General features: G+C 71.4%; 14 protein-coding genes, 1 tRNA gene and 2 pseudogenes. 11 read left to right on the forward strand and 6 right to left on the reverse strand.

All coding sequences use genetic code 11. The annotated features are described in order from the left end of the window. Positions 1–15: 15 nt before the first annotated feature. Positions 16–2,559 (forward strand): ATP-dependent helicase HrpB, encoded by a 2,544-nt coding sequence (gene hrpB / locus QF032_RS10700; protein ID WP_307050026.1) that lies wholly within the window; start codon positions 16–18, stop codon positions 2,557–2,559. Here hrpB and QF032_RS10705 read toward each other — a convergent pair. From QF032_RS10705 to QF032_RS10715, 3 genes are all read right to left on the reverse strand, one after another. Next, a complete protein-coding gene (locus tag QF032_RS10705; RefSeq protein ID WP_307041863.1) occupies positions 2,549–3,541 on the reverse strand; it encodes a DUF3068 domain-containing protein in 993 nt (330 codons plus the stop codon). The two genes, hrpB and QF032_RS10705, sit on opposite strands and share 11 nt — an antisense overlap. 29 nt (positions 3,542–3,570) lie before the next feature. Next, positions 3,571–3,705, reverse strand: coding sequence for an SPW_0924 family protein (locus QF032_RS10710; protein WP_306953258.1), 135 nt, complete (start codon positions 3,703–3,705; stop codon positions 3,571–3,573). Positions 3,706–3,930: 225 nt separating this feature from the next. Then, positions 3,931–5,682 (reverse strand): lytic transglycosylase domain-containing protein, encoded by a 1,752-nt coding sequence (locus QF032_RS10715; RefSeq protein WP_307041865.1) that lies wholly within the window; start codon positions 5,680–5,682, stop codon positions 3,931–3,933. A 307-nt stretch (positions 5,683–5,989) separates the two neighbouring features. Here QF032_RS10715 and QF032_RS10720 point away from each other — a divergent pair, with 307 nt between their 5' ends. Beyond that, a complete protein-coding gene (locus tag QF032_RS10720) occupies positions 5,990–6,862 on the forward strand; it encodes a DUF4184 family protein (RefSeq protein ID WP_307055893.1) in 873 nt (290 codons plus the stop codon). On the opposite strand, the gene QF032_RS10725 is transcribed toward QF032_RS10720, so the two are convergent. After that, positions 6,828–7,295, reverse strand: coding sequence for a hypothetical protein (locus QF032_RS10725; RefSeq protein WP_307055895.1), 468 nt, complete (start codon positions 7,293–7,295; stop codon positions 6,828–6,830). The genes QF032_RS10720 and QF032_RS10725 overlap by 35 nt on opposite strands. A gap of 620 nt (positions 7,296–7,915) precedes the next feature. Next, positions 7,916–10,643, reverse strand: a pseudogene (gene polA, locus QF032_RS10730) (DNA polymerase I). A gap of 210 nt (positions 10,644–10,853) precedes the next feature. Between polA and QF032_RS10735 the strand changes: the two are divergent. The 7 genes from QF032_RS10735 to QF032_RS10765 all read left to right on the forward strand — a co-directional run bounded on the left by QF032_RS10735 (position 10,854) and on the right by QF032_RS10765 (position 19,966). Next, positions 10,854–13,133, forward strand: a complete 2,280-nt coding sequence (locus QF032_RS10735; protein ID WP_307055897.1) for an FdhF/YdeP family oxidoreductase — start codon at positions 10,854–10,856, stop codon at positions 13,131–13,133. Positions 13,134–13,185: 52 nt separating this feature from the next. Then, on the forward strand, positions 13,186–13,674 hold the full coding sequence (locus tag QF032_RS10740) for a PaaI family thioesterase (RefSeq protein ID WP_307041876.1): 489 nt from the start codon (positions 13,186–13,188) through the stop codon (positions 13,672–13,674). Positions 13,675–14,260: 586 nt separating this feature from the next. After that, positions 14,261–15,490, forward strand: coding sequence for a branched-chain amino acid ABC transporter substrate-binding protein (locus QF032_RS10745; protein ID WP_373430315.1), 1,230 nt, complete (start codon positions 14,261–14,263; stop codon positions 15,488–15,490). 114 nt (positions 15,491–15,604) lie between these two features. After that, on the forward strand, positions 15,605–16,534 hold the full coding sequence (locus QF032_RS10750; RefSeq protein ID WP_306953247.1) for a branched-chain amino acid ABC transporter permease: 930 nt from the start codon (positions 15,605–15,607) through the stop codon (positions 16,532–16,534). A 5-nt stretch (positions 16,535–16,539) separates the two neighbouring features. Further along, positions 16,540–18,372: a branched-chain amino acid ABC transporter permease gene (locus QF032_RS10755; RefSeq protein ID WP_307041878.1), complete on the forward strand. Its 1,833-nt coding sequence runs from the start codon at positions 16,540–16,542 to the stop codon at positions 18,370–18,372. Positions 18,373–18,377: 5 nt separating this feature from the next. Then, positions 18,378–19,253 (forward strand): ABC transporter ATP-binding protein, encoded by an 876-nt coding sequence (locus QF032_RS10760; protein ID WP_266727216.1) that lies wholly within the window; start codon positions 18,378–18,380, stop codon positions 19,251–19,253. Beyond that, the gene (locus tag QF032_RS10765; RefSeq protein WP_306953245.1) at positions 19,250–19,966 is read left to right on the forward strand and encodes an ABC transporter ATP-binding protein; all 717 of its coding nucleotides are present in this window, start codon (positions 19,250–19,252) and stop codon (positions 19,964–19,966) included. The genes QF032_RS10760 and QF032_RS10765 overlap by 4 nt, the downstream gene beginning before the upstream one ends. 97 nt (positions 19,967–20,063) lie before the next feature. Here the strand turns inward: QF032_RS10765 and QF032_RS10770 are convergent, their stop codons facing one another. Then, positions 20,064–20,720, reverse strand: a complete 657-nt coding sequence (locus tag QF032_RS10770; RefSeq protein WP_057580221.1) for an ANTAR domain-containing response regulator — start codon at positions 20,718–20,720, stop codon at positions 20,064–20,066. Between the two features lie 100 nt (positions 20,721–20,820). Between QF032_RS10770 and QF032_RS10775 the strand changes: the two genes are divergently transcribed. Further along, a tRNA-Leu gene (locus tag QF032_RS10775) sits at positions 20,821–20,896 on the forward strand. Between the two features lie 106 nt (positions 20,897–21,002). Beyond that, positions 21,003–21,248 (forward strand): annotated as a pseudogene (locus QF032_RS10780) (transcriptional regulator); the annotation flags it as partial. Positions 21,249–21,253: the final 5 nt, after the last annotated feature.

The raw sequence follows: 21,253 nt of genomic DNA on the forward strand, positions 1-21,253 counted from the left end.
GACACTGGGTGCGTGATCCCCCGTTTCGACGCCCTGGACGCGCTGCCCGTGCGGGCCGCCCTGCCCGACCTGAACGACGCCCTGGAGGGGCACGGCGCGGCCGTGCTCGCCGCGCCGCCCGGCACCGGCAAGACGACGCTGGTGCCGCTGGTGCTGGCCGGGCTGCTGGGCGAGGGGCCCGCGCGGCGGGTGGTGGTGGCCGAGCCGCGGCGTATCGCGGCGCGGGCCGCGGCGCGCCGGATGGCCTGGCTGCTGGGCGAGCGGCCCGGGGACAGCGTCGGTCACACCGTGCGTGGGGAGCGGGTCGGGGGGCGGCACACGCGTGTGGAGGTGGTCACGACCGGCGTGCTGCTGCAGCGGCTCCAGCGCGACCAGGAGCTGACGGGTGTCGACGTGGTGGTGCTGGACGAGTGCCATGAGCGCCATCTCGACGCGGACGCCTCGGCGGCATTTCTGTGGGACGTGCGCGAGACGCTGCGGCCCGAGCTGCGGCTGGTGGCCGCTTCCGCGACGACGGACACGGCCGGTTGGGCGCGGCTGCTGGGCGGGGCGCCGGTGGTCCGGGCCCACGGCTCGGCGTTCGACGTCGAGGTGGTGTGGGCGCCGCCGGTGCGCGCCGTGCGCCCGCCGCACGGGATGCGGGTCGATCCGGCTCTGTTGGCGCATGTGGCGTCGGTGGTGCGGCGGGCGCTCGCGGAGCGGTCGGGGGACGTGCTGTGTTTCCTGCCGGGCGTCGGGGAGATCGCGCGGGTCGCGGGGCAGCTGGGGGCGCCGCCGGGAGTGGACGTGCTGCAGGTGCACGGCCGGTCGCCGGCCCAGGTGCAGGACGCGGTGCTGTCGCCCGGTGTGCGGCGCAGGGTGGTGCTCGCCACGTCCGTGGCGGAGTCCTCGCTGACCGTGCCGGGGGTACGGGTGGTGGTGGACTCGGGTCTGGCGCGGGAGCCGCGGGTGGACCACGCGCGTGGGCTGAGCGCGCTGACGACCGTGCGGGCCTCGCAGGCGGCGGGACGGCAGCGGGCGGGGCGGGCCGGGCGTGAGGCGCCGGGGGCGGTGTACCGGTGCTGGGCGCAGGCGGAGGACGGCCGGCTGCCGGCGTTCCCGGCTCCGGAGATCAAGGTGGCCGATCTGACGGCGTTCGCGCTGCAGGCGGCCTGCTGGGGCGATCCGGACGCGTCGGGGCTGGCGTTGCTGGACGCACCGCCGGCCGGGGCGATGGCGGCGGCACGGGAGCTGCTGACGGCGATCGGCGCGGTCGACGCGGCGGGCCGGGCGACGTCCCGCGGGGTGCGGCTGGCTCGGCTGGGGTTGCATCCGCGGCTGGGGCGGGCGCTGCTGGACGGGGCGGCGCTGGTGGGGGTGGAGCGGGCGGCGGAGGTGGTCGCGCTGCTGAGCGAGGAGGCGCCGCGGGAGTACGGCGACGATCTGGCGGCGGCGCTGCGTGGCGCCCTACGTGGGGGCGACGCCTATGCGGGGAGGTGGCGGTCGGAGGTGCGGCGGCTGCGGGCCGTCGCGGCGGACGTCGACGTGCCGCCCGCGCGGCGGGCGTCGTCGGCTGCGGGAGCCTCGAGGGGCGGGGCGGCCGACGGTGAGGATCTGACCGTCGGCCGTGTGGTGGCCCTGGCCTTCCCGGAGCGGGTCGCGAGGTCCGACGGGGGGTCCTGGCTGATGGTCTCGGGGACCCGGGCGGAGGTGCGGGACGGGTCGGGTCTGCGGGGCGCCCGCTGGCTGGCCGTGGCCGTCGCGGACCGGCCGGTGGGCAGGGGGCACGCGCGCGTGCAGCTGGCGGCGGTGGTGGACGAGGAGGTGGCCCGGCTCGCGGCCGGCGCGCTGCTGGACGAGCGGGACGAGGTGCACTGGGCCGACGGGGATGTGGTGGCGCGGCGGGTGGAGCGGCTCGGGGCGGTGGAGCTGGGGGCGCGTCCGCTGCGGGACGCCGACCCGGCGCTCGTGCGCGGTGCGCTGGTGGAGGGGCTGGAGAAGGAGGGGCTGGGGCTGCTGCGCTGGTCGGCCGAGGCGGCCGTCCTGCGGCAGCGGCTGGCTTTTCTGCGGTTGCGGCTCGGTGAGCCGTGGCCCGACGTCGGCGACGCGTCGTTGCACGCGCGCGTGGACGAATGGCTGGAGCCGGAGCTGGGCCGGGCGCGGCGGCGGAGCGATCTCGGGCGGATCGACGCGGGGGCGGCGCTCGGGAGGCTGTTGCCGTGGGCGTCCGGTGCGGCGGGCCGGCTGGACGAGCTGGCGCCCGAGCGGATCGCCGTCCCCAGCGGGTCCCGGGTGCGGATCGACTACGCGGATCCGGAGCGGCCGGTGCTGGCGGTGAAGGTGCAGGAGATGTTCGGACTGCAGGAGTCGCCGCGGGTGGCGGGGGTGCCGTTGCTGGTGCACCTGCTGTCGCCCGCCGGGCGGCCCGTGGCCGTCACCGCGGACCTCGCGTCCTTCTGGCGGGAGGGATACAAGGGGGTGCGGGCGGAGTTGCGCGGCCGGTACCCGAAGCATCCCTGGCCGGAGGATCCGGCGGGCGCGGAGCCGACCCGGCACACCAACGCGCGGCTCAGGCGGTGACCGGCCGCGGTGCGGCGGGGGCCGCGGCAGCGGGCGGCCGGGGGCGGCGGGCGCGGGCCTCGAGGTACAGGGAGAGCGACAGGAGCAGGACGGCCAGCAGGAGGAAGCTCCACGGCAGGTAGGAGGTCAGCAGCAGGACCAGGGTGCGGTTGGCCTTGACGACGGACACCGTGTGATCGATGTAGTCCTCGCGCATCTTGACGTGTCCGGCGAACGCGGTGACCTTGGCGCGGCCGCCGAGGAGGGTGCCGCCGCGCAGTTCCTCCTGATGGATCTCCTCGCCGTTGACGGGTGCTCCGGTGACGGGTTCGACCCAGAACTTGCGGACCGTGGTGTACCAGCGGGTGGTGCCGGTCCTGGCGACGTCCGCCGGGGTGATGCCCTTGACCGGCATCGCCTTGGGCAGGGCGACCTGGGTCCAGGGGACGGTCTGCTCGAAGTAGTAGACCGTCAGGCCGCGGAAGGTCCGGGTGCCCTGGTAGTGGATGGGGGCGCTGGTGCGGGTCTGGGCGTCGAAGTACTCGTAGTCGCGCTTCTCCGTCAGGAACGGCCACTTGAACTCGATGCCCTTGCGGCGGACGGGGTCGCCGTCGACCATCTCGCCGGTGGCGTGGACGGGTTCCTGGGTGTGGGCGTCGAAGATGTAGCGCTCGGGGACCTGGGAGACCATCTTGCCGTCGGGTCCCTGGACGTAGGACAGGCCGTCCCAGACGACGACGTCCCGGCCGGCCGTCTTCTCGATCTTCTCGGAGGCTTCGACGTCTCCCTTGAGCGTCTGCACGATGGTGACGCGGGGGACCGTGCGGGCGGTGAGGCTGCCGTAGTCGAGGAGGGTGGCGTTCCTGGCCTCCAGGACCATCGTCTGGTACTCGTTCGCGGGGATCTTGGCCAGGCGGGGGAAGGCGTACCAGCGCATGAGCGGGGAGAGCGCCGCGAAGAACACGGCGAGGGCGAGCAGGATCAGACTTGTCGTGCGGCGCATCTCGGCCTCCTTCGCGGGCGGCGGTGGGGTCAGGGGTGGGCGGGGACGGTGGTCAGCAGGGGTTTCGGGGAGGTCCGGCCGGCCGGGGCGCCGAGCGCGGTGAGGGCGAACACCAGGGCGAGCGCGAGGGCGAGGCCGGTCGCGGCGGCGATCAGAGCGCGCATCGGGGCCTCCTGAAGCGGCGGAACTCGCACGAACTGACAGGGCGTCAGGTCGGGCACCGTAGCAACGGGCGCGCGAGATGAGAACACGTCGGACACGACGACGGCGGCCCCTCGGTGCGGAGAGGGGCCGCCGTCATCGTGCGGAGAGCGGTGCGGACCGCATGGGACGTGCGGGCGGGTACGGACGTGCGGGCGGCTGCGGCCCGGCCGCCCCGCCGCCCGGTCCTACGAAGCGGAGGGCGTCGCCTCCGGCTCCGACTCGACGGGTGCGGCGGTCGGCGTCGACGTCTCGGCGGCCGTGACGGTCAGCTCGACCGTGAGGACGGCTCCGCCGGTGGTGGTGATGCGCAGCAGGTAGGCGCCGGCGGTGTCGCCCGCGTACAACTGGGGCAGCCGCAGCAGGCCGTCGGCGTCCGTCTGCAGGTCCAGGGTGCGGACGGGGCTGTCGGCGGCGCCCTTGAAGTACGGGCCCTTGTCGTTCACGGTCGGGTCGTCGGCCGCCTTGACCAGGGTGGCGGTGGCCGCGACCTTGCCCGCCGCCGTTCCCTTGTACGTGGCCTTCACCTCGACCGCGTCGGCGAACTCCCCACCGACGGTGCAGGTGAGTGCGGTGTCGCCGGTGCGGGTGAGGACGTCGGCGGCGCGGGGGGTGACGGTGGCCGCGTAGTCGAGCGCGGACAGCGTGCGGCCGAGGACGGTGGCGCGGACGGTGAAGGCGCCGCTCTTCTCGCCCGCCTGGAGGGCGGGCGCGAGGGCGATTCCCTTGCTGTCGGTGACGATCGTGGCGACGTTCTCGCCGCCGGTGAACTCGGCGTCGGTGTCGCCGACGATGGTGAAGCGGATCCTGACCTTGGCGACGGCCTTGCCGGCCGCCGTCTCCGCCCGGGCGCTGACGCGGTCCGTGTAGACGTCGCCCGCCATGGCGGTGATCTTCGCCGGGCCCGCGGCCTCGAGGTGGTGGACCGTCTCGGTCGGCGTGGGGGCCGGCGTGGGCGTCGGAGTCGGCTTGGTGGGCGTGGACGGCTTCGTCGGCTTACCCGGCGTGGACGGCTTCGTCGGCCTGCCGGGCGCGTTCGGGACCGACGGCGTACCGGGCGTCGTCGGGACGGACGGCGGGGACGGCGTGTAGTCGTCGCTGCGGTCGGTCGGCACGGTGCCGGTGCCGTCGGGGATCTCGTGCGAGCCCTTGCGGTAGTACTCCAGCCACGACAGGACCGTGTTCAGGTAGTCCGTGGAGTTGTTGTAGCTGAGGATCGCGGTGCGCATCCCGGACGTCGTCGCCATGTCCCAGCCGTAACGGCACAGGTAGTGGCCGGCGGCGAGGGCGGCGTCGTAGATGTTGTTGGGGTCCTTCTTGCCGTCGGCGTTGCCGTCGCGGCCCGCCCACGCCCAGGTGGACGGGATGAACTGCATGGGGCCCACGGCACGGTCGAAGGTCCGGTCGCCGTCGTAGGCGCCGTTGTCGGTGTCCCTGATGTTGGCGAATCCGCTGCCGTTGAGGACCGGTCCGAGGATCGGCGAGACGGTCGTGCCGTCGGCGGTGACGTCGCCGCCGCGCGCCTGGCCCGACTCGACCTTGCCGATGGCGGCGAGGAGTTGCCAGGGCAGGTTGCAGCCCGGCTTGGCCTGCGCCAGCTGGGCCTCGGCCTTCTTGTAGGCGTCCAGAACGGTCGCGGGGATGCCGGCCTCGCCGGCGCCGCCGCCCGCCGGAGTGGTGGCGGAGCTCTGGGTCGGCGCCGGGTTGGGGCTGTGCAGGGGCGGCAGGTCCGTGTAGTAGGGCGAGTTGCCGGTGGCGCTGTCGTCCGTGCCGGCGTCGGCGCCGGCCTCGGTGGCGGGCGTGTCCGCGGCGGTCCGTCTGCCCTGGGTGTCGGCCGTGACGTCCGGTGCCTGGGACGCGGCCAGAGCCGCGACCGCCAGTGCGGCCACGGTCGTGTTGACCGCCCCCTTGCGCAGCCTGGTGCCGAAGTGCGCCGACATGAAGTGAGACCCTCCCGGTGTCGCCGTTGCCACTCGCGTGACGAATCAACTGCCACTCGTGTGACGATCAACCCGCCCCGCAGGTTGCACACGTGGGCGGTTTGCGTTGTTCTGTTCTTCTGTTCGGCACGCCTTCGGACGCGGCGACCCAGGCGACCCTACGACAACTTCTTTTTGACCGGCACCCGTTCGAGCGTCGTTTTCACCGGCCGCCCACGTGACGGGTGCCGGGAACCGCGCCCCGCACACCGGACGTCGTTGATCATCGGGTCGGCCGGCCCGTCGACATCCGCCCCCGGGAGCCCCGTTGCCGTTCACTCTGAGTCACGCCGCGGCCGTGCTGCCCGCCGTGCGCACCGACGGCTCCGGCCGCGGACGGCTGGTGCCTGCCGTTCTCGTGGCGGGGTCGTTCGCCCCCGACCTGACCTACTACGCGGCGAGCGTCCGGCCCGAGGCCATGGAGTTGGGCGACGTCACGCACTCCTTCACCGGCGTGTTCACGGTCGACGTGCCGCTGGCGTGGGCGCTCGTCGGGATGTGGCTGCTGGTGCGCGAACCACTGGTCGCGCTGCTGCCGCGCGCCCGGCAGGGCCGAACGGCCGCACTGACCCGTTGCGGAGCACCCCGCGCGCGTGCCCGGGCGTCCACGGCCCTGTGGTGGTACGTGTCTGCGGTGCTCGGCGCGCTGACTCACGTGGTGTGGGACGCGTTCACCCACCTCGACCGCTGGGGCATGCGGTTGTTCCCCGTGCTCGGCGAGAAGATCGCGGGCTCGCCCCTGTACTGGTATCTGCAGTACGGCGGGTCCGCGGCCGCGGCGGTGGTGATCGCCGTGTTCCTGGTGCGCGCGGTGCGCCGGGCGCCCGATGCCGAGCCGGTCGGGGTCACGGTGCTGTCGGCGGCGGACCGGTGGTGGGCCGCCGCCGTGATCGGCGGCTGTGCGCTGGTCGCAGCGGTACGGCGGGCCACGCGATGGTGGGACTACTGGGGTGCGCGAAACGCCAAGCCGTGGGAGCTCGTCCCGACGGTGTGTTTCGGCGCGGGGTCGGGGCTGGTCCTGGGTCTGCTGGTGTACGCCGTCGGCGTGCGGGTGTGGCGTCCGGCCGCCCCCGGCGGGCGCGCCGGGGAGCCGGAGTCGGCGGAGGTCAGCGCGGGAGGAAGCCGTCCCGGGGCCCGGTGAGAGGCGCGGGGGGCGCGACGAAGAGAGGGCTGCGGGCAGCCTGCCTGCGCGGTCCGCGGAGCCGACCGAGGACACGGAGGACGCTGAGGGCGCCGAGGACGCGTGCCAGGCGGCCGTGCGCCGCCTCGCCCCACTGCCGCCAGGCGTCGCCGCGCCGGACGAGCCGACGGACGAACGGGCCGACGGACGGACGGACGAGCCGGGCCGGCGACGGGGGCACGATTCGGGCGGGCCCCGTGCCGCGCAGCCGTACGGCGGCCGTGCGCAGGGCGGCGTCGGGGGTGCTCGGGATGCGGGGAGTGGCGGCCCGGGGGGCGCGGGCGGGGCGGGGGCGGCTCCAGGGAGCGTTGCCGGGGCGGAGCCGCCCGGTCGCGGCGGCCGTGGCGTGAACGCGTGCGTGGGCCTTGCGGCGGTGGAGCATGCGTATACCCATGGCCGCATCCTGACGGCCGGAGTCGGTCCGGTCCTGTTCTCGGGGGCCACGCGGGTGAGGCTCCTCGGTGGGGGAAGGGGCCCGGTCCCCGGCGTCCGTGTCCGCGTCGGCAGAGCACCGCCGACAGGGCCGCCCCCGGTTGCGGACACGCGAAGCGCCACCGACCGCCCGGGGCTGCCCGATCGCGCGCAGCCACCGTGCCGACGGCCGGCAGCCCGATCGACGGGCAGCCCGATCCACCGGCGGTGGACCCGCCCCGACCTCCGGAACGCGGAACGGCCGCCGGAGTACCCACCCCGCCGGCCGCCGAGGCAAGACCGTCCGACCGCCGGAGAGCCAGAGCCGGCCGCTGACCGCGCCGGGACCCTGAACGGCCCCACGTCGTACCCGGGGTGGGAACGACGTCACGTCGCCGCCCGATCGGCTGCCGGAAGCCCGGCCGGTCACCGACGCAGGCACGAGCCGGACGCCCGCAAGCGGGAAGCATGCGCCCGGAAACCCACCGGACTCGAGCGGCCGGCCGGCCACCGGGGCCCGGCCGGCCTCCGCGGGCCGGTCGACCTCCGCCGGCCGGACTCCGCGGGCCGGCCGGACTCCGCGGGGCCGCCCGGCCGGCGAGGTCAGTGCGCCGCCGACTCCCAGTCCGTGCCCGCGCCGACCGACACGTCGAGAGGGGCCCTGAGCTGGACGGCCACGGCCATCTCGCGGCGGACCAGCTCCTCCGCCGCCGCTTGCTCGCCGGGCGCGATCTCCAGGACGATTTCGTCGTGGACCTGGAGCAGCATGCGCGACTTGAGGTCCGCCGCCCGCAGCGCGGCGTCCACCTTGAGCATGGCGATCTTGACGATGTCCGCCGCCGTGCCCTGGATGGGCGCGTTGAGAGCCATGCGCTCGGCCGCCTCACGACGCTGACGGTTGTCGCTGTTGAGGTCGGGCAGATAGCGGCGGCGGCCGAACAGGGTCGCCGTGTAGCCGGTCGCGCGCGCCTCGTCGACGGCGCGGCGCAGGTAGTCCCGTACTCCGCCGAAGCGTTCGAAGTAGGCGTCCATCAGGGCGCGGGCCTCACCGGCCTCGATGTTCAGCTGCTGGGACAGGCCGAACGCCGACAGACCGTACGCCAGCCCGTACGACATGGCCTTGATCTTGCGGCGCATCTCCGCGTCCACCGCGTCCCGCGCGACGCCGAACACCTGCGAGGCGGCCGTGGTGTGCAGGTCCTCGCCGGAGGTGAACGCCTCGATGAGACCCGCGTCCTCGGAGAGGTGGGCCATCACGCGCAGTTCGATCTGGCTGTAGTCGGCCGTCATCAGCGACTCGAAGCCCTCGCCGACGACGAACCCGCGGCGAATCGCCCGGCCCTCGTCCGTGCGGACGGGGATGTTCTGCAGGTTGGGGTCGGTGGACGACAGGCGGCCCGTCGCGGCGACCGTCTGGTTGAAGGTCGTGTGGATACGGCCGTCCGCGGCGATGGTCTTGATCAGGCCCTCGACGGTGACACGGAGCTTTGCCTGCTCGCGGTGGCGGAGCATGATGACCGGCAGCTCGTTGTCCGTCTGGCCGGCGAGCCAGGCCAGCGCGTCGGCGTCGGTGGTGTAGCCGGTCTTGGTCTTCTTCGTCTTGGGCAGGCCCAGTTCGCCGAACAGCACCTCCTGGAGCTGCTTGGGCGACCCCAGGTTGAACTCGTGGCCGGCGGCCGCGTGCGCCTCCTTCACGGCCTGCTGGACCGCGCCCGCGAACATCTGCTCCATGGCCTCCAGATGGGCGCGGTCGGCCGCGATGCCGTGCCGCTCCATACGGGCCAGGAGGGCCGACGTCGGCAGTTCCATGTCGCGCAGCAGGTCCGCCGCGCCGACCTCGTCCAGCCGGCCGCGGAAGGACGCGCCGAGGTCCACGATGGTGCGGGCCTGCACCATGAGCGCCTCGGCCTCGGCGCCGTCGTCCGTGCCGAAGGCGAGCTGGCCGTCGGCCGCGGCGGCCGGAGCCAGTTCGCGGCCCAGGTACTCCAGGGACAGCGCGTCCAGGTCGAAGGAGCGGCGGCCGGGCTTGACCAGGTAGGCGGCGAGAGCGGTGTCCATGAGGACGCCGGCGACTGACCAGCCGTGCTCGGCGAAGACCCGCATGGCGCTCTTCGCGTCGTGCAGCACCTTGGGGCGGTCCTCGGCGGCGAGCCAGGCCGCCCACGCGTTCTCGTCCGTCTCGTCGAGCTCCGTCGGGTCGAACCAGGCGGCCGCTCCCTCGGAGGCGGCCAGCGCGATCTCGGTGACCGAGCCGGCGCCCAGCGCCCAGGCGTCGACGGTGGCCACGCCCAGGGTCAGCGCGCCGTGCTCGGCGAGCCAGCCGGCCAGCTCGCCGGCGCCCAGCACCGTGCCGTCCAGCTCCACACCGCCGGTGATCACCGGGGCGGCCTCGGCCTCCTGGCCCCCCGGGTCCACGGCGAGCAGCCGCTCACGCAGCGACGGGTTCCTGATCTCCAGGGTGTCCAGGATCATCGCGACGGCGGTGCGGTCGTACGGGATGCGCTCCAGGTCGGTGACCGACTTCGGCAACTCGACGTCACGGACCATCTCGGTGAGGCGGCGGTTGAGCTTGACCGATTCCAGGTGGTCGCGCAGGTTCTGCCCGGCCTTGCCCTTGACCTCCTCGACGCGCTCGACGAGCTCCGCGAACGAACCGAACTGGTTGATCCACTTCGCGGCCGTCTTCTCGCCGACGCCCGGAATGCCCGGCAGGTTGTCCGACGGGTCGCCGCGCAGGGCCGCGAAGTCGGGGTACTGCGCCGGGGTCAACGCGTACTTCTCGAAGACCTTCTCCGGGGTGAACCGGGTCAGCTCCGAGACGCCCTTCGTCGGATACAGCACGGTGGTGTGCTCGGAGACCAGCTGGAAGGAGTCGCGGTCGCCGGTGACGATCAGCACCTCGAAACCCGCCGCCTCGGCCTGGGTGGCCAGGGTGGCGATGACGTCGTCGGCCTCGAAGCCGTCCACCGCGAAGGCGGGAGACGTGCATCGCGTCGAGCAGTTCGCCGATCAGCTCGACCTGGCCCTTGAACTCGTCGGGCGTCTTGGAGCGGTTCGCCTTGTACTCGGTGAACTCCTCGGAACGCCACGTCTTGCGGGAGACGTCGAACGCGACCGCGAAGTGCGTGGGCGCCTCGTCACGCAGCGTGTTGGCGAGCATCGACGCGAAGCCGTAGATCGCGTTGGTGGGCTGGCCCGTCGCGGTGGTGAAGTTCTCCGCGGGCAACGCGAAGAACGCGCGGTAGGCCAGCGAGTGCCCGTCCATGAGCATCAGGCGCGGACGGCTTTCGCCGGAGGGGGTCTCGGTCTTCTTCGATGCTGTCTCTGCCACGCCCCCGATCCTGCCACGCCCCACTGACACTCGGTCCCGGCCGCCACGGATCCCGCCACCCGGCCTCGCGGAACCGCCCCGCGGAACCCGCCGCTCCCCCGCTTCGCGGGCCTGCCCCGGGGGGACCCGGCCCGCCCGGGTTCGATGTCGGCGCCGCGTGCGAGGATCGGTGGCATACCGCACCCGTGGCAGGTCGAAGGAGAGCGTGCGATGGCAACGAAGCCGCCGAAGGCTGATCCGGTCCAGGACGCGCCGCTCGTCGCCGAGCCGAAACACGCGGCGGCGGGCCTGCCGGCCGTCGGACACTCCCTGCGGATCGCCCAGCAGCAGATGGGCGTGAGGCGCACCGCGCTGACGCTGCTGCGCGTCAACCAGAAGGACGGCTTCGACTGCCCGGGCTGCGCCTGGCCCGAGCCCGAGCACCGGCACGCCGCCGAGTTCTGCGAGAACGGCGCGAAGGCGGTCGCGGAGGAGGCGACCCTGCGCCGCGTCACCCCCGAGTTCTTCGCCGCGCACACCGTCGCCGACCTCGCCGGCCGCAGCGGCTACTGGCTCGGCCAGCAGGGACGCCTCACCCACCCCATGTACCTGCCCGAAGGCGCGGACCGCTACGAGCCGGTCACCTGGGAGCGCGCCTTCGACATCGTCGCCGAGGAGTGCGCCGCCCTCGCCTCCCCCGACGAGGCCGTCTTCTACACCTCGGGCCGCACCAGCAACGAGGCCGCGTTCCTCTACCAGCTCTTCGCCCGCGAACTCGGCACCAACAACCTGCCGGACTGCTCCAACATGTGCCACGAGTCGTCCGGTTCGGCACTGTCGGAGACCATCGGCATCGGCAAGGGCAGCGTCCTGCTCGAGGACCTCCACCAGGCCGACCTGATCATCGTCGCCGGGCAGAACCCGGGCACCAACCACCCGCGCATGCTCTCCGCGCTGGAGAAGGCCAAGGCGGGCGGCGCGAAGATCATCAGCGTCAACCCGCTGCCCGAGGCAGGCCTGGAGCGCTTCAAGAACCCGCAGACCCCGCAGGGCATGCTCAAGGGCGCGGCGCTCACCGACCTGTTCCTGCAGATCCGCATCGGCGGCGACCAGGCCCTCTTCCGCCTCCTCAACAAGCTCGTCCTCGAGACGGACGGCGCGCTCGACGAGGCGTTCATCACCGAACACACCCACGGCTTCGAGGAGTTCGCCGACGCCGCCCGCGCCGCCGACTGGGACGAGACGCTCACCGCGACCGGCCTCACGCGCGCGCAGATCGAGGAAACCCTGCGCTTGGTGCTCGCCTCCGAGCGCACCATCGTCTGCTGGGCCATGGGCCTCACCCAGCACAAGCACTCCGTGCCCACCATCCGCGAGGTCGTCAACTTCCTCCTGCTGCGCGGCAACATCGGCCGCCCGGGCGCGGGCGTGTGCCCGGTGCGCGGCCACTCCAACGTGCAGGGCGACCGCACCATGGGCATCTTCGAACGGCCCGCGCCGGCCTTCCTGGACGCCCTGGAGAAGGAGTTCGGCTTCACGCCGCCGCGCGAGCACGGCTTCGACGTCGTACGGGCCATCCGCGCCCTGCGCGACGGCGAGGCGAAGCTGTTCTTCGCCATGGGCGGCAACTTCGTGGCGGCCTCCCCCGACACCGACGTCACCGAGGCGGCCATGCGGCGCGCCCGGCTGACCGTGCACGTGTCGACGAAGCTGAACCGCTCGCACGTCGTCACGGGCGCGCGTGCCCTGATCCTGCCGACCCTGGGCCGCACCGAGCGCGATCTGCAGGGCGGCGGCGAGCAGTTCGTGACCGTCGAGGACTCCATGGGCATGGTGCACGCCTCCCGGGGCCGCCTCGCACCCGCCGGCGCCCACCTGCTGTCCGAGCCCGCCATCGTCTGCCGCCTCGCGCGCCGGGTCCTCGGCGCGGACAGCAGGACCCCGTGGGAGGAGTTCGAGAAGGACTACGGGACGATCCGTGACCGCATCGCGCGCGTGATCCCCGGCTTCGAGGACTTCAACGCGCGCGTGGCGCGGCCCGGCGGCTTCACCCTGCCGCACGCCCCGCGCGACGAGCGCCGCTTCCCCACCGCCACCGGCAAGGCCAACTTCACCGCCGCGCCGGTCGAGTTCCCCCGGCTGCCCGAAGGCCGCCTGCTGCTGCAGACGCTGCGCTCGCACGACCAGTACAACACCACGATCTACGGCCTCGACGACCGCTACCGGGGCATCAGGAACGGCCGCCGGGTCGTCCTCGTGAACGCCGAGGACGCGCGCACGCTGGGCCTGGCAGAGGGCGTGTACGTGGACCTGGTGAGCGAGTGGCGGGACGGCGTGGAGCGGCGCGCCGCGGGCTTCCGCGTGGTGCTCTACCCGACCGCGCGGGGCTGCGCGGCCGCCTACTACCCGGAGACCAACGTGCTGGTGCCGCTGGACGCCACCGCGGACACCAGCAACACGCCCGCGAGCAAGTCCGTCGTGGTCCGTCTGGAACAATCGGCGACCGACTGAGCGTTCGCTTAAGTCACCGCCGGACTTGTATCGACGAACGGAGCCGGGCCCCATGGGCGAGCAGCAGCACGTGAAGTTCCCGCAGGAAGTCATCGACGAGTACGCCGCGCTCGGCGTGGACATCCTCGCCCTGTTCTCCGCCGGACACCTCGGCACCCGCATGGGGGTGCAGATCCTCGAGGCCTCCGCCGACCGGGTCGTCGCCACCATGCCCGTCGAGGGCAACACCCAGCCCTACGGACTGCTGCACGGCGGCGCCTCCGCGGTCCTCGCCGAGACGATCGGCTCGGTCGGCGCCATGCTGCACGGCGGCAGCTCCAAGATCGCCGTCGGCGTCGACCTGAACTGCACCCACCACCGCGGAGCCCGTTCCGGCCTGGTCACCGGCGTGGCCACACCGGTGCACCGCGGACGCTCCACCGCCACCTACGAGATCGTGATCAGCGACGAGGACGAACGCCGCGTGTGCACGGCACGGCTGACCTGCCTGCTGCGCGACGTCCGCGCCGGCGACGGGGCCCACCTCCCCTCGAGCGACTGACGCCCGCGGGGTGCGCCGGCCGGCGTCCCACGCCTTCCGGCACCCCCGGGAAGCCGACGGCGCACCCCGCCCGGGCTCAACTCACCCCGCCCCGGCCCGCATCCGCCGATTTTTTCGAAGCGGCGCAGGCAACTCCCCACGGAAAAGCGTCGCTCAACGTCGGACTTTCTTTCCCGGACGTAACTCTACGTAATGCGGGCGCAATGCGAGAACGGGGTTCCGGCCCCGGCCCGCCCTCTGCGCGCAAGCCCTTCGGGGCCCTACAGGTCGCCTCCAGCAACAAATCCTGGTCATTACCAAAATGCTCGAGACACCTGAACCCCGCCGGGTTCGTCCTGCACGTTCTCACCATGTGGACAGGACGAATCGGTGCTATCTCCACTCTTCCACCCTCCAAGTACCGCTCTGCATTACCTCGTGTCATAACAAGAGCGTCACAGCCTTGGTCAGACCCTCCTCCGAGTTCCCTCCCCGCGCCTAGAGTCACGCCCAGTCACCGCGCCACCGGTTTCGAAGTCCATTCGGCCCAGCGCTCGACTCGGCGAGTTCCAGGGGGGACCGCCGTGCCAGGGAAAGGACCTGATTCGTGCGTCAACGTTCGATCATCGCCATCACCGCCGCACTCGCGGCGGGATCGCTGACACTCACTGCCTGTGGGTCGCGTGACGACGACGGCAAGAGCAGCAGCGGAGACAAGACCACCGTCGTGATCGGCGTCGACGCCCCGCTCACCGGCGACCTGTCCGCGCTCGGCCTCGGCATCAAGAACTCCGCCGACCTCGCCGCGAAGACCGCCAACAAGAAGGAATACGTCAAGGGCGTCGAATTCAAGATCGAAGCCCTCGACGACCAGGCGCAGCCCTCCGTCGGCCAGCAGAACGCCCAGAAGTTCATCAGCGACAAGGAAGTCCTCGGCGTCGTCGGCCCGCTGAACTCCAGCGTCTCCCAGCAGATGCAGAAGCCCTTCAGCGACGCAGGCCTCACCCAGGTCTCCCCCGCCAACACCGGCACCGAGCTGACCCAGGGCGACGGCTGGAAGACCGGCAACTCGGTCCGCCCCTTCAAGACGTTCTTCCGCACCGCCACCACGGACGAGATCCAGGGCGCCTTCGCCGCCGAGTACCTCTTCTCCAAGGCCGGCAAGAAGAAGGTCTACCTGATCGACGACCAGAAGACCTACGGCGCCGGCCTCGCCGCCTCCTTCAAGGCGAACTTCACCAAGCTCGGCGGCCAGATCGTCGGCACCGACCACGTCAACCCCGACGACCGCGACTTCAACGCCGTCGTCGCCAAGATCAAGAAGACCGGCGCCGACGCCCTCTACTACGGCGGCGAATACCCCGCCGCCGCACCCCTGAGCCAGCAGCTCAAGGACAGCGGCCAGAACATCCCCCTCATGGGCGGCGACGGCATCTACTCCGGCGAGTTCCCCAAGCTCAACAAGAAGGCCGAAGGCGACCTCGCCACCTCCGTCGGCAAGCCCGTCGAAGACCTGCCCTCCGCCAAGGAGTTCATCGCGAACTACAAGACGGCCGGCTACAAGGACGCCTACGAGGCCTACGGCGGCCTCACCTACGACGCCACCTGGGCCGTCATCGAGGCCGTCAAGCTGGCCGTCGAAGGCAATGACGGCAAGGTCCCGGCCGAGGGCCGCAAGGCAGTCCTCGACGCCATGGCGAAGGTCAAGTTCGACGGCGTCACCGGCACCATCTCCTTCGACGAGTTCGGCGACACCACCAACCACATGATGACCGCCTACAAGGTCACCGGCGGCGCGTGGACGCCCGAATACAGCGCCGCACCCAACGTCAGCTGAACGAAGCAGGAGCAACCACTCCTCCCCACTTCACGCAGTGATCAGACCGCGCGGGAGTGCCCACCAGCGCTCCCGCGCGGCGCCATATCCGAACCACTCCACGGAGGCCCTGCGGTGCACGAACTGCCGCAACAGCTGGCCAATGGACTCATCCTCGGCGCGATGTACGGACTCATCGCGATCGGTTACACGATGGTCTACGGCATCGTTCAGCTCATCAACTTCGCCCACGGCGAGATCTTCATGGTCGGGGGCTTCGGGGCCCTCACCGTCTGGCTCATCCTCCCCGGCGGCTTCGCCCTCGGCGCAGCGATACCCCTCATGATCCTCGGCGGCGTCGTCGTCTCCGTCGCCGTCGCCACCGCGGCCGAGCGCTTCGCCTACCGGCCCCTGCGCACCGCCCCGCGACTGGCACCCCTCATCACCGCCATCGGCCTCTCCATCGTCCTCCAGCAGGCCGTATGGATGTGGTACCCCGACGCCAAGAAGGACCGCCCCTTCCCCCAGTTCGACGGCGGCCCCATCGACGTCCTCGGCGCCAACATCCAGCGCGGCGACCTCTTCGTCCTCATCGCCGCACCCCTGTGCATGGTCGCCCTCGGTTTCTTCGTCACGAAGACCCGCTCCGGCCGCGGCATGCAGGCCACCGCCCAGGACCCCGACACCGCCAAGCTCATGGGCATCAACACCGACCGCATCATCGTCATGGCCTTCGCCATCGGCGCCGCGTTCGCCGCCATCGCAGCAGTCGCCTACGGCCTCAAGAACGGCCAGGTCGGCTTCCGCATGGGCTTCCTCATGGGCCTCAAGGCCTTCACCGCAGCCGTCCTCGGCGGCATCGGCAACATCTACGGCGCCATGCTCGGCGGCCTCGTCCTCGGCGTCGCCGAATCCCTCGCCACCGGCTACATCGGCGACATCCCCGGCATGGACCTCTTCGGCGGCGGCGCCTGGAAGGACGTCTGGGCGTTCGCCCTCCTCATCCTCGTCCTGCTGTTCAGGCCACAAGGCCTGCTCGGCGAACGCGTCGCGGATCGGGCGTGATAGCGATGACCACCAACATCCCCACCCAGAAGAGCACCGACGCCGTCAAGACGCCCACCGGCGACACGGCCCCCCTCATCCCGCTGCCCGCGGCCCTCGCCCGCGTCCTCACCCTCGCCGGATCCGCCGTCGCCCTCGCCGGCACCTTCCTCGCCTGGACCTGGACCGACGAGTTCCCCGGCAACCTCACCATCACCGGCTACCCCGGCGGCCTCCAGGTCCTCACCCTCATCGGCGCCGCCCTCACCATCCTCTTCGCCCTCTCCGGGTACGGAATCCGCGGCCTGCGCTGGCTCACCCCCGGCGGCACCCACAGCCCCGCCCGCGCCACCAGCCTCGGCGTCCTCGGCGCCACCGGCTACGCCCTCGGCGCCATCAGCTACGTCCTCGGCGGCGTCGTCAACCTCGAACCCGGCGCCTGGGTCTCCGCCATCGGAGCGCTCATCGCCGCCCTCGGCGCCTTCGCACTCCCCGCCGACGTCCCCCGCGACGCCGACGACGCGACGAACCCCTGGGCCCGATTCCGCCACAGCCTCGCCGCCCCCGAACCCGGCCGCGCCAAGGAACTCCCCTCCTGGGCAGAGATCCTCATCATCTCCACGGCCTTCGGCATCGGCCTCTACGTCTTCTCCTTCGGCATCGGCATCGACACCGACAACCCCGAACTGTTCATCGGCTTCCTCATCATCACCGGGTTCAGCTTCACCGCACTCACCCGCGCCGGCCTCCTCAAGCGGCTCTCGGCACTGACGGCCAAATACCGCACCGTCACCCTCACCGCCGCCTTCGTCGCCGCGATCTGCTTCCCCTTCACCCAGACCAACGACCAGTTCGCCCTCATCGGCGCGAACATCCTCATCTTCGCCACGGTCGCCCTGGGCCTCAACGTCGTCGTCGGCCTCGCCGGCCTCCTCGACCTCGGATACGTCGCCTTCCTCGGCGTCGGCGCCTACGCCGCCGCCCTGGTCTCCGGCTCCCCCCAGTCGAGCATCGGCGTCCAGTTCCCGTTCTGGGCAGCCGTCCTCACCGGCGCCGCCGCCTCACTGATCTTCGGCGTCCTCATCGGCGCCCCGACCCTGCGGCTGCGCGGCGACTACCTCGCCATCGTCACCCTCGGCTTCGGCGAGATCTTCCGCATCACCATGAACAACCTCAACGGCAACAGCGGACCCGACGTCACCAACGGCTCCAACGGCATCCCGAACATCCCCGACCTGGAGATCTTCGGATTCGACCTCGGAATCCCGCACGACGTCCTCGGCCAGGAGCTCACCCGCTCCGGCAACTACTACCTGCTGATGCTCCTCTGCACCCTCGTCGTCGTCACGGTCTTCCGCCGCTCCGCCGACTCCCGCATCGGCCGCGCCTGGGTCGCCATCCGCGAAGACGAGACAGCCGCCACCGCCATGGGCATCAACGGCTTCCGCCTCAAGCTCCTCGCCTTCGCCCTCGGCGCCTCCCTCGCCGGCCTCGCCGGCACCGTCCAGGCACACGTCTCCTACAGCGTCACCCCCGAGCAGTACCAGTTCGCCGGCTCCGTGCCGCCCAACTCGGCCTTCCTGCTCGCAGCGGTCATCCTCGGCGGCATGGGCACCATCAGCGGGCCGCTCGTGGGCGCCGCACTGCTCTACCTCATCCCCGCCAAACTCCAGTTCATGGCGGAGTACCAGCTGCTCCTCTTCGGCGTCGCGCTCATGCTCCTCATGCGCTTCCGCCCCGAAGGCCTCGTCGCCGACCGCAGGAAGCAGCTCGAATTCCACGAAACCGGACAGCTCGACGTACCCGACGACAAGGGCCTGCCCGAGACCGCCACCGGCGTCGCCAAGGCAGGGGCGTGACCGCGATGACCACCACCACGACAACCGCCACGACCACCACGGTCCTCGACGCCTCCGGCGTCACCATGCAGTTCGGCGGCCTCACCGCCGTACGCTCCGTCGACCTCACCGTCAACAGCGGCGAGATCGTCGGACTCATCGGCCCCAACGGAGCCGGGAAGACCACCTTCTTCAACTGCCTCACCGGCCTCTACATCCCCACCACCGGCACAGTCAGCTACAAAGGCACCGTCCTCCCGCCCAAGCCCCACCTGGTCACCCAGGCCGGCATCGCCCGCACCTTCCAGAACATCCGGCTCTTCGCCAACATGACCGTCCTGGAAAACGTGCTCGTCGGACGCCACACCCGCACCCACGAAGGCCTCTGGTCCGCGCTCCTGCGCCTGCCCAGCTTCAAGAAGGCCGAAGACGCCTCCCGCGAACGAGCCATGGAACTCCTCGAGTTCACCGGCCTCGCCGCCAAGGCCGACCACCTCGCCCGCAACCTCCCCTACGGCGAACAGCGCAAGCTCGAAATCGCCCGCGCCCTCGCCAGCGACCCCGGCCTCCTCCTCCTCGACGAGCCCACCGCCGGCATGAACCCCCAGGAAACGCGCGCGGCCGAAGAACTCATCTTCGCCATCCGCGACCAGGGCATCGCCGTCCTCGTCATCGAGCACGACATCCGGTTCATCATGAACCTCTGCGACCGCGTCGCCGTGCTCGTCCAGGGCGAGAAGATCGTCGAAGGCCCCGCCGAAGTCGTCCAGGCAGACGAACGCGTCATCGCCGCCTACCTCGGCACCCCCTTCGAGGGCGCACCAGGAGCGGAAGAAGTCGCCGAAGTCGAAGCCGCGGAGGCCGCCGAGGCGCACAGCACCACGGAAGGAGACGAGAAGTGACCGCACTGCTCGAGGTCGAAGACCTCAGGGTCGCCTACGGCAAGATCGAGGCGGTCAAGGGCATCTCCTTCAAGGTCGCCGCAGGCGAGGTCGTCACCCTCATCGGCACCAACGGCGCCGGCAAGACCACCACCCTGCGCACCCTGTCCGGCCTCCTCCAGCCCCTCGGCGGCCAGATCAAGTTCGACGGCAAGGTGCTCAACAAGATCCCCGCCCACAAGATCGTCTCGCTGGGGCTGGCCCACTCCCCCGAAGGCCGCCACATCTTCCCCCGCATGACCATCGAGGACAACCTCCGCCTCGGCGCCTTCCTCCGCAACGACAAGGAAGACATCGAGAAGGACATCCAGCGCGCCTACGACCTCTTCCCCATCCTGGGAGAACGCCGAAAGCAGGCCGCAGGCACCCTCTCCGGCGGCGAACAGCAGATGCTCGCCATGGGCCGCGCCCTCATGTCCCGGCCCAAACTGCTCATGCTCGACGAACCCTCCATGGGCCTCTCACCGATCATGATGCAGAAGATCATGGCCACCATCCAGGAACTCAAGTCCCAGGGCACCACCATCCTGCTCATCGAGCAGAACGCCCAGGCGGCCCTCTCCCTGGCCGACCACGGCCACGTCATGGAGGTCGGCAAGATCGTCCTCTCCGGCACCGGCCAGAAACTCCTCCACGACGAGTCCGTCCGCAAGGCCTACCTCGGCGAGGACTGAACCACCCGCACACGACGAAGCCCGCGCCCCTTCTCCGGGCGCGGGCCTCGTCGTGTACGCGTCCATGTGACGCGGACGTCCGACTCCGTCTCGCGGACTACGCCTTGTCCGCCTTCTTCTCCTCGGCGTCCTGGATCACGGCCTCCGCCACCTGCTGCATCGACATCCGACGATCCATCGACGTCTTCTGGATCCACCGGAACGCCGCCGGCTCCGTCAGCCCGTACTCCGTCTGCAGAATCGACTTCGCCCGGTCCACCAGCTTGCGCGTCTCCAGCCGCAGCGTGAGGTCCGCGACCTCGTTCTCCAGCTCCCGCAGCTCCGTGAAACGCGAGACGGCCATCTCGATCGCCGGGACGACATCGCTCTTGCTGAACGGCTTCACGAGGTACGCCATCGCGCCGGCGTCACGCGCCCGCTCGACCAGGTCGCGCTGCGAGAACGCGGTCAGCATCAGCACCGGCGCGATGCGCTCCTCGGCGATCTTCTCCGCCGCGGAGATGCCGTCCATCTTGGGCATCTTCACGTCCAGGATGACGAGGTCCGGCTTGTGCTCGCGGGCGAGCTCGATCGCCTGCTCACCGTCGCCGGCCTCTCCGACGACGCTGTAGCCCTCCTCCTCCAGCATCTCCTTGAGGTCGAGGCGGATCAGCGCCTCGTCCTCGGCGATGACGACACGGGTCGTCAGCGGAGGTACGTGCGACTTGTCGTCGTCGGGCGCGTCCACGGGCTGGGGCGACTCGGGGGCGGTCACGGGGGCTCCTCGTTCAGGGGCAGGGGTACTGCTGACAAGAGCCTACCTAGCTGCGGTAAGGTGGGTGCGCGAGGGGTTGGACTCCTCCTTCCTTTCGAAGGCCCCAGTACTCCAACTTGGTTAGAGAGGCCGCTCTCAAACAGCGGACAGTGTGGGTTCGAATCCCACCTGGGGCACTTTTCCTTCGAATCCAAGGTGTACACCTGGAAGCGGATGTTCCCGTTCTCGTGAGCATCCGCTTTTTGCTGCGTGTCGTCGCGATCTCTCTCACACAGTGGCCGCATGTACGACGTCACTACACGCAAGCGAGCAATCTCTCTGGTCGCGCAGGGGCGCAGCCTGAACTCTGTCAGCAAGGAAACCGGTGTCTCCCGCGCAGCGATCCGTTCGCGGCATGCACGCGTTGAGCCTCGTCGACGTACGGGCCAGCCGTGCCCCCACTGCCGAGTCCTGCCAGGTCACCCTGAGGACCCGGCGGCGTACGCCTACCTCTTGGGCTTCTCTCTCGGCGACGGCTGCATCAGCGCACATAC

It is taken from the genome of Streptomyces achromogenes (assembly GCF_030816715.1).
Taxonomy (GTDB): Bacteria; Actinomycetota; Actinomycetes; order Streptomycetales; family Streptomycetaceae; genus Streptomyces; species Streptomyces achromogenes_A.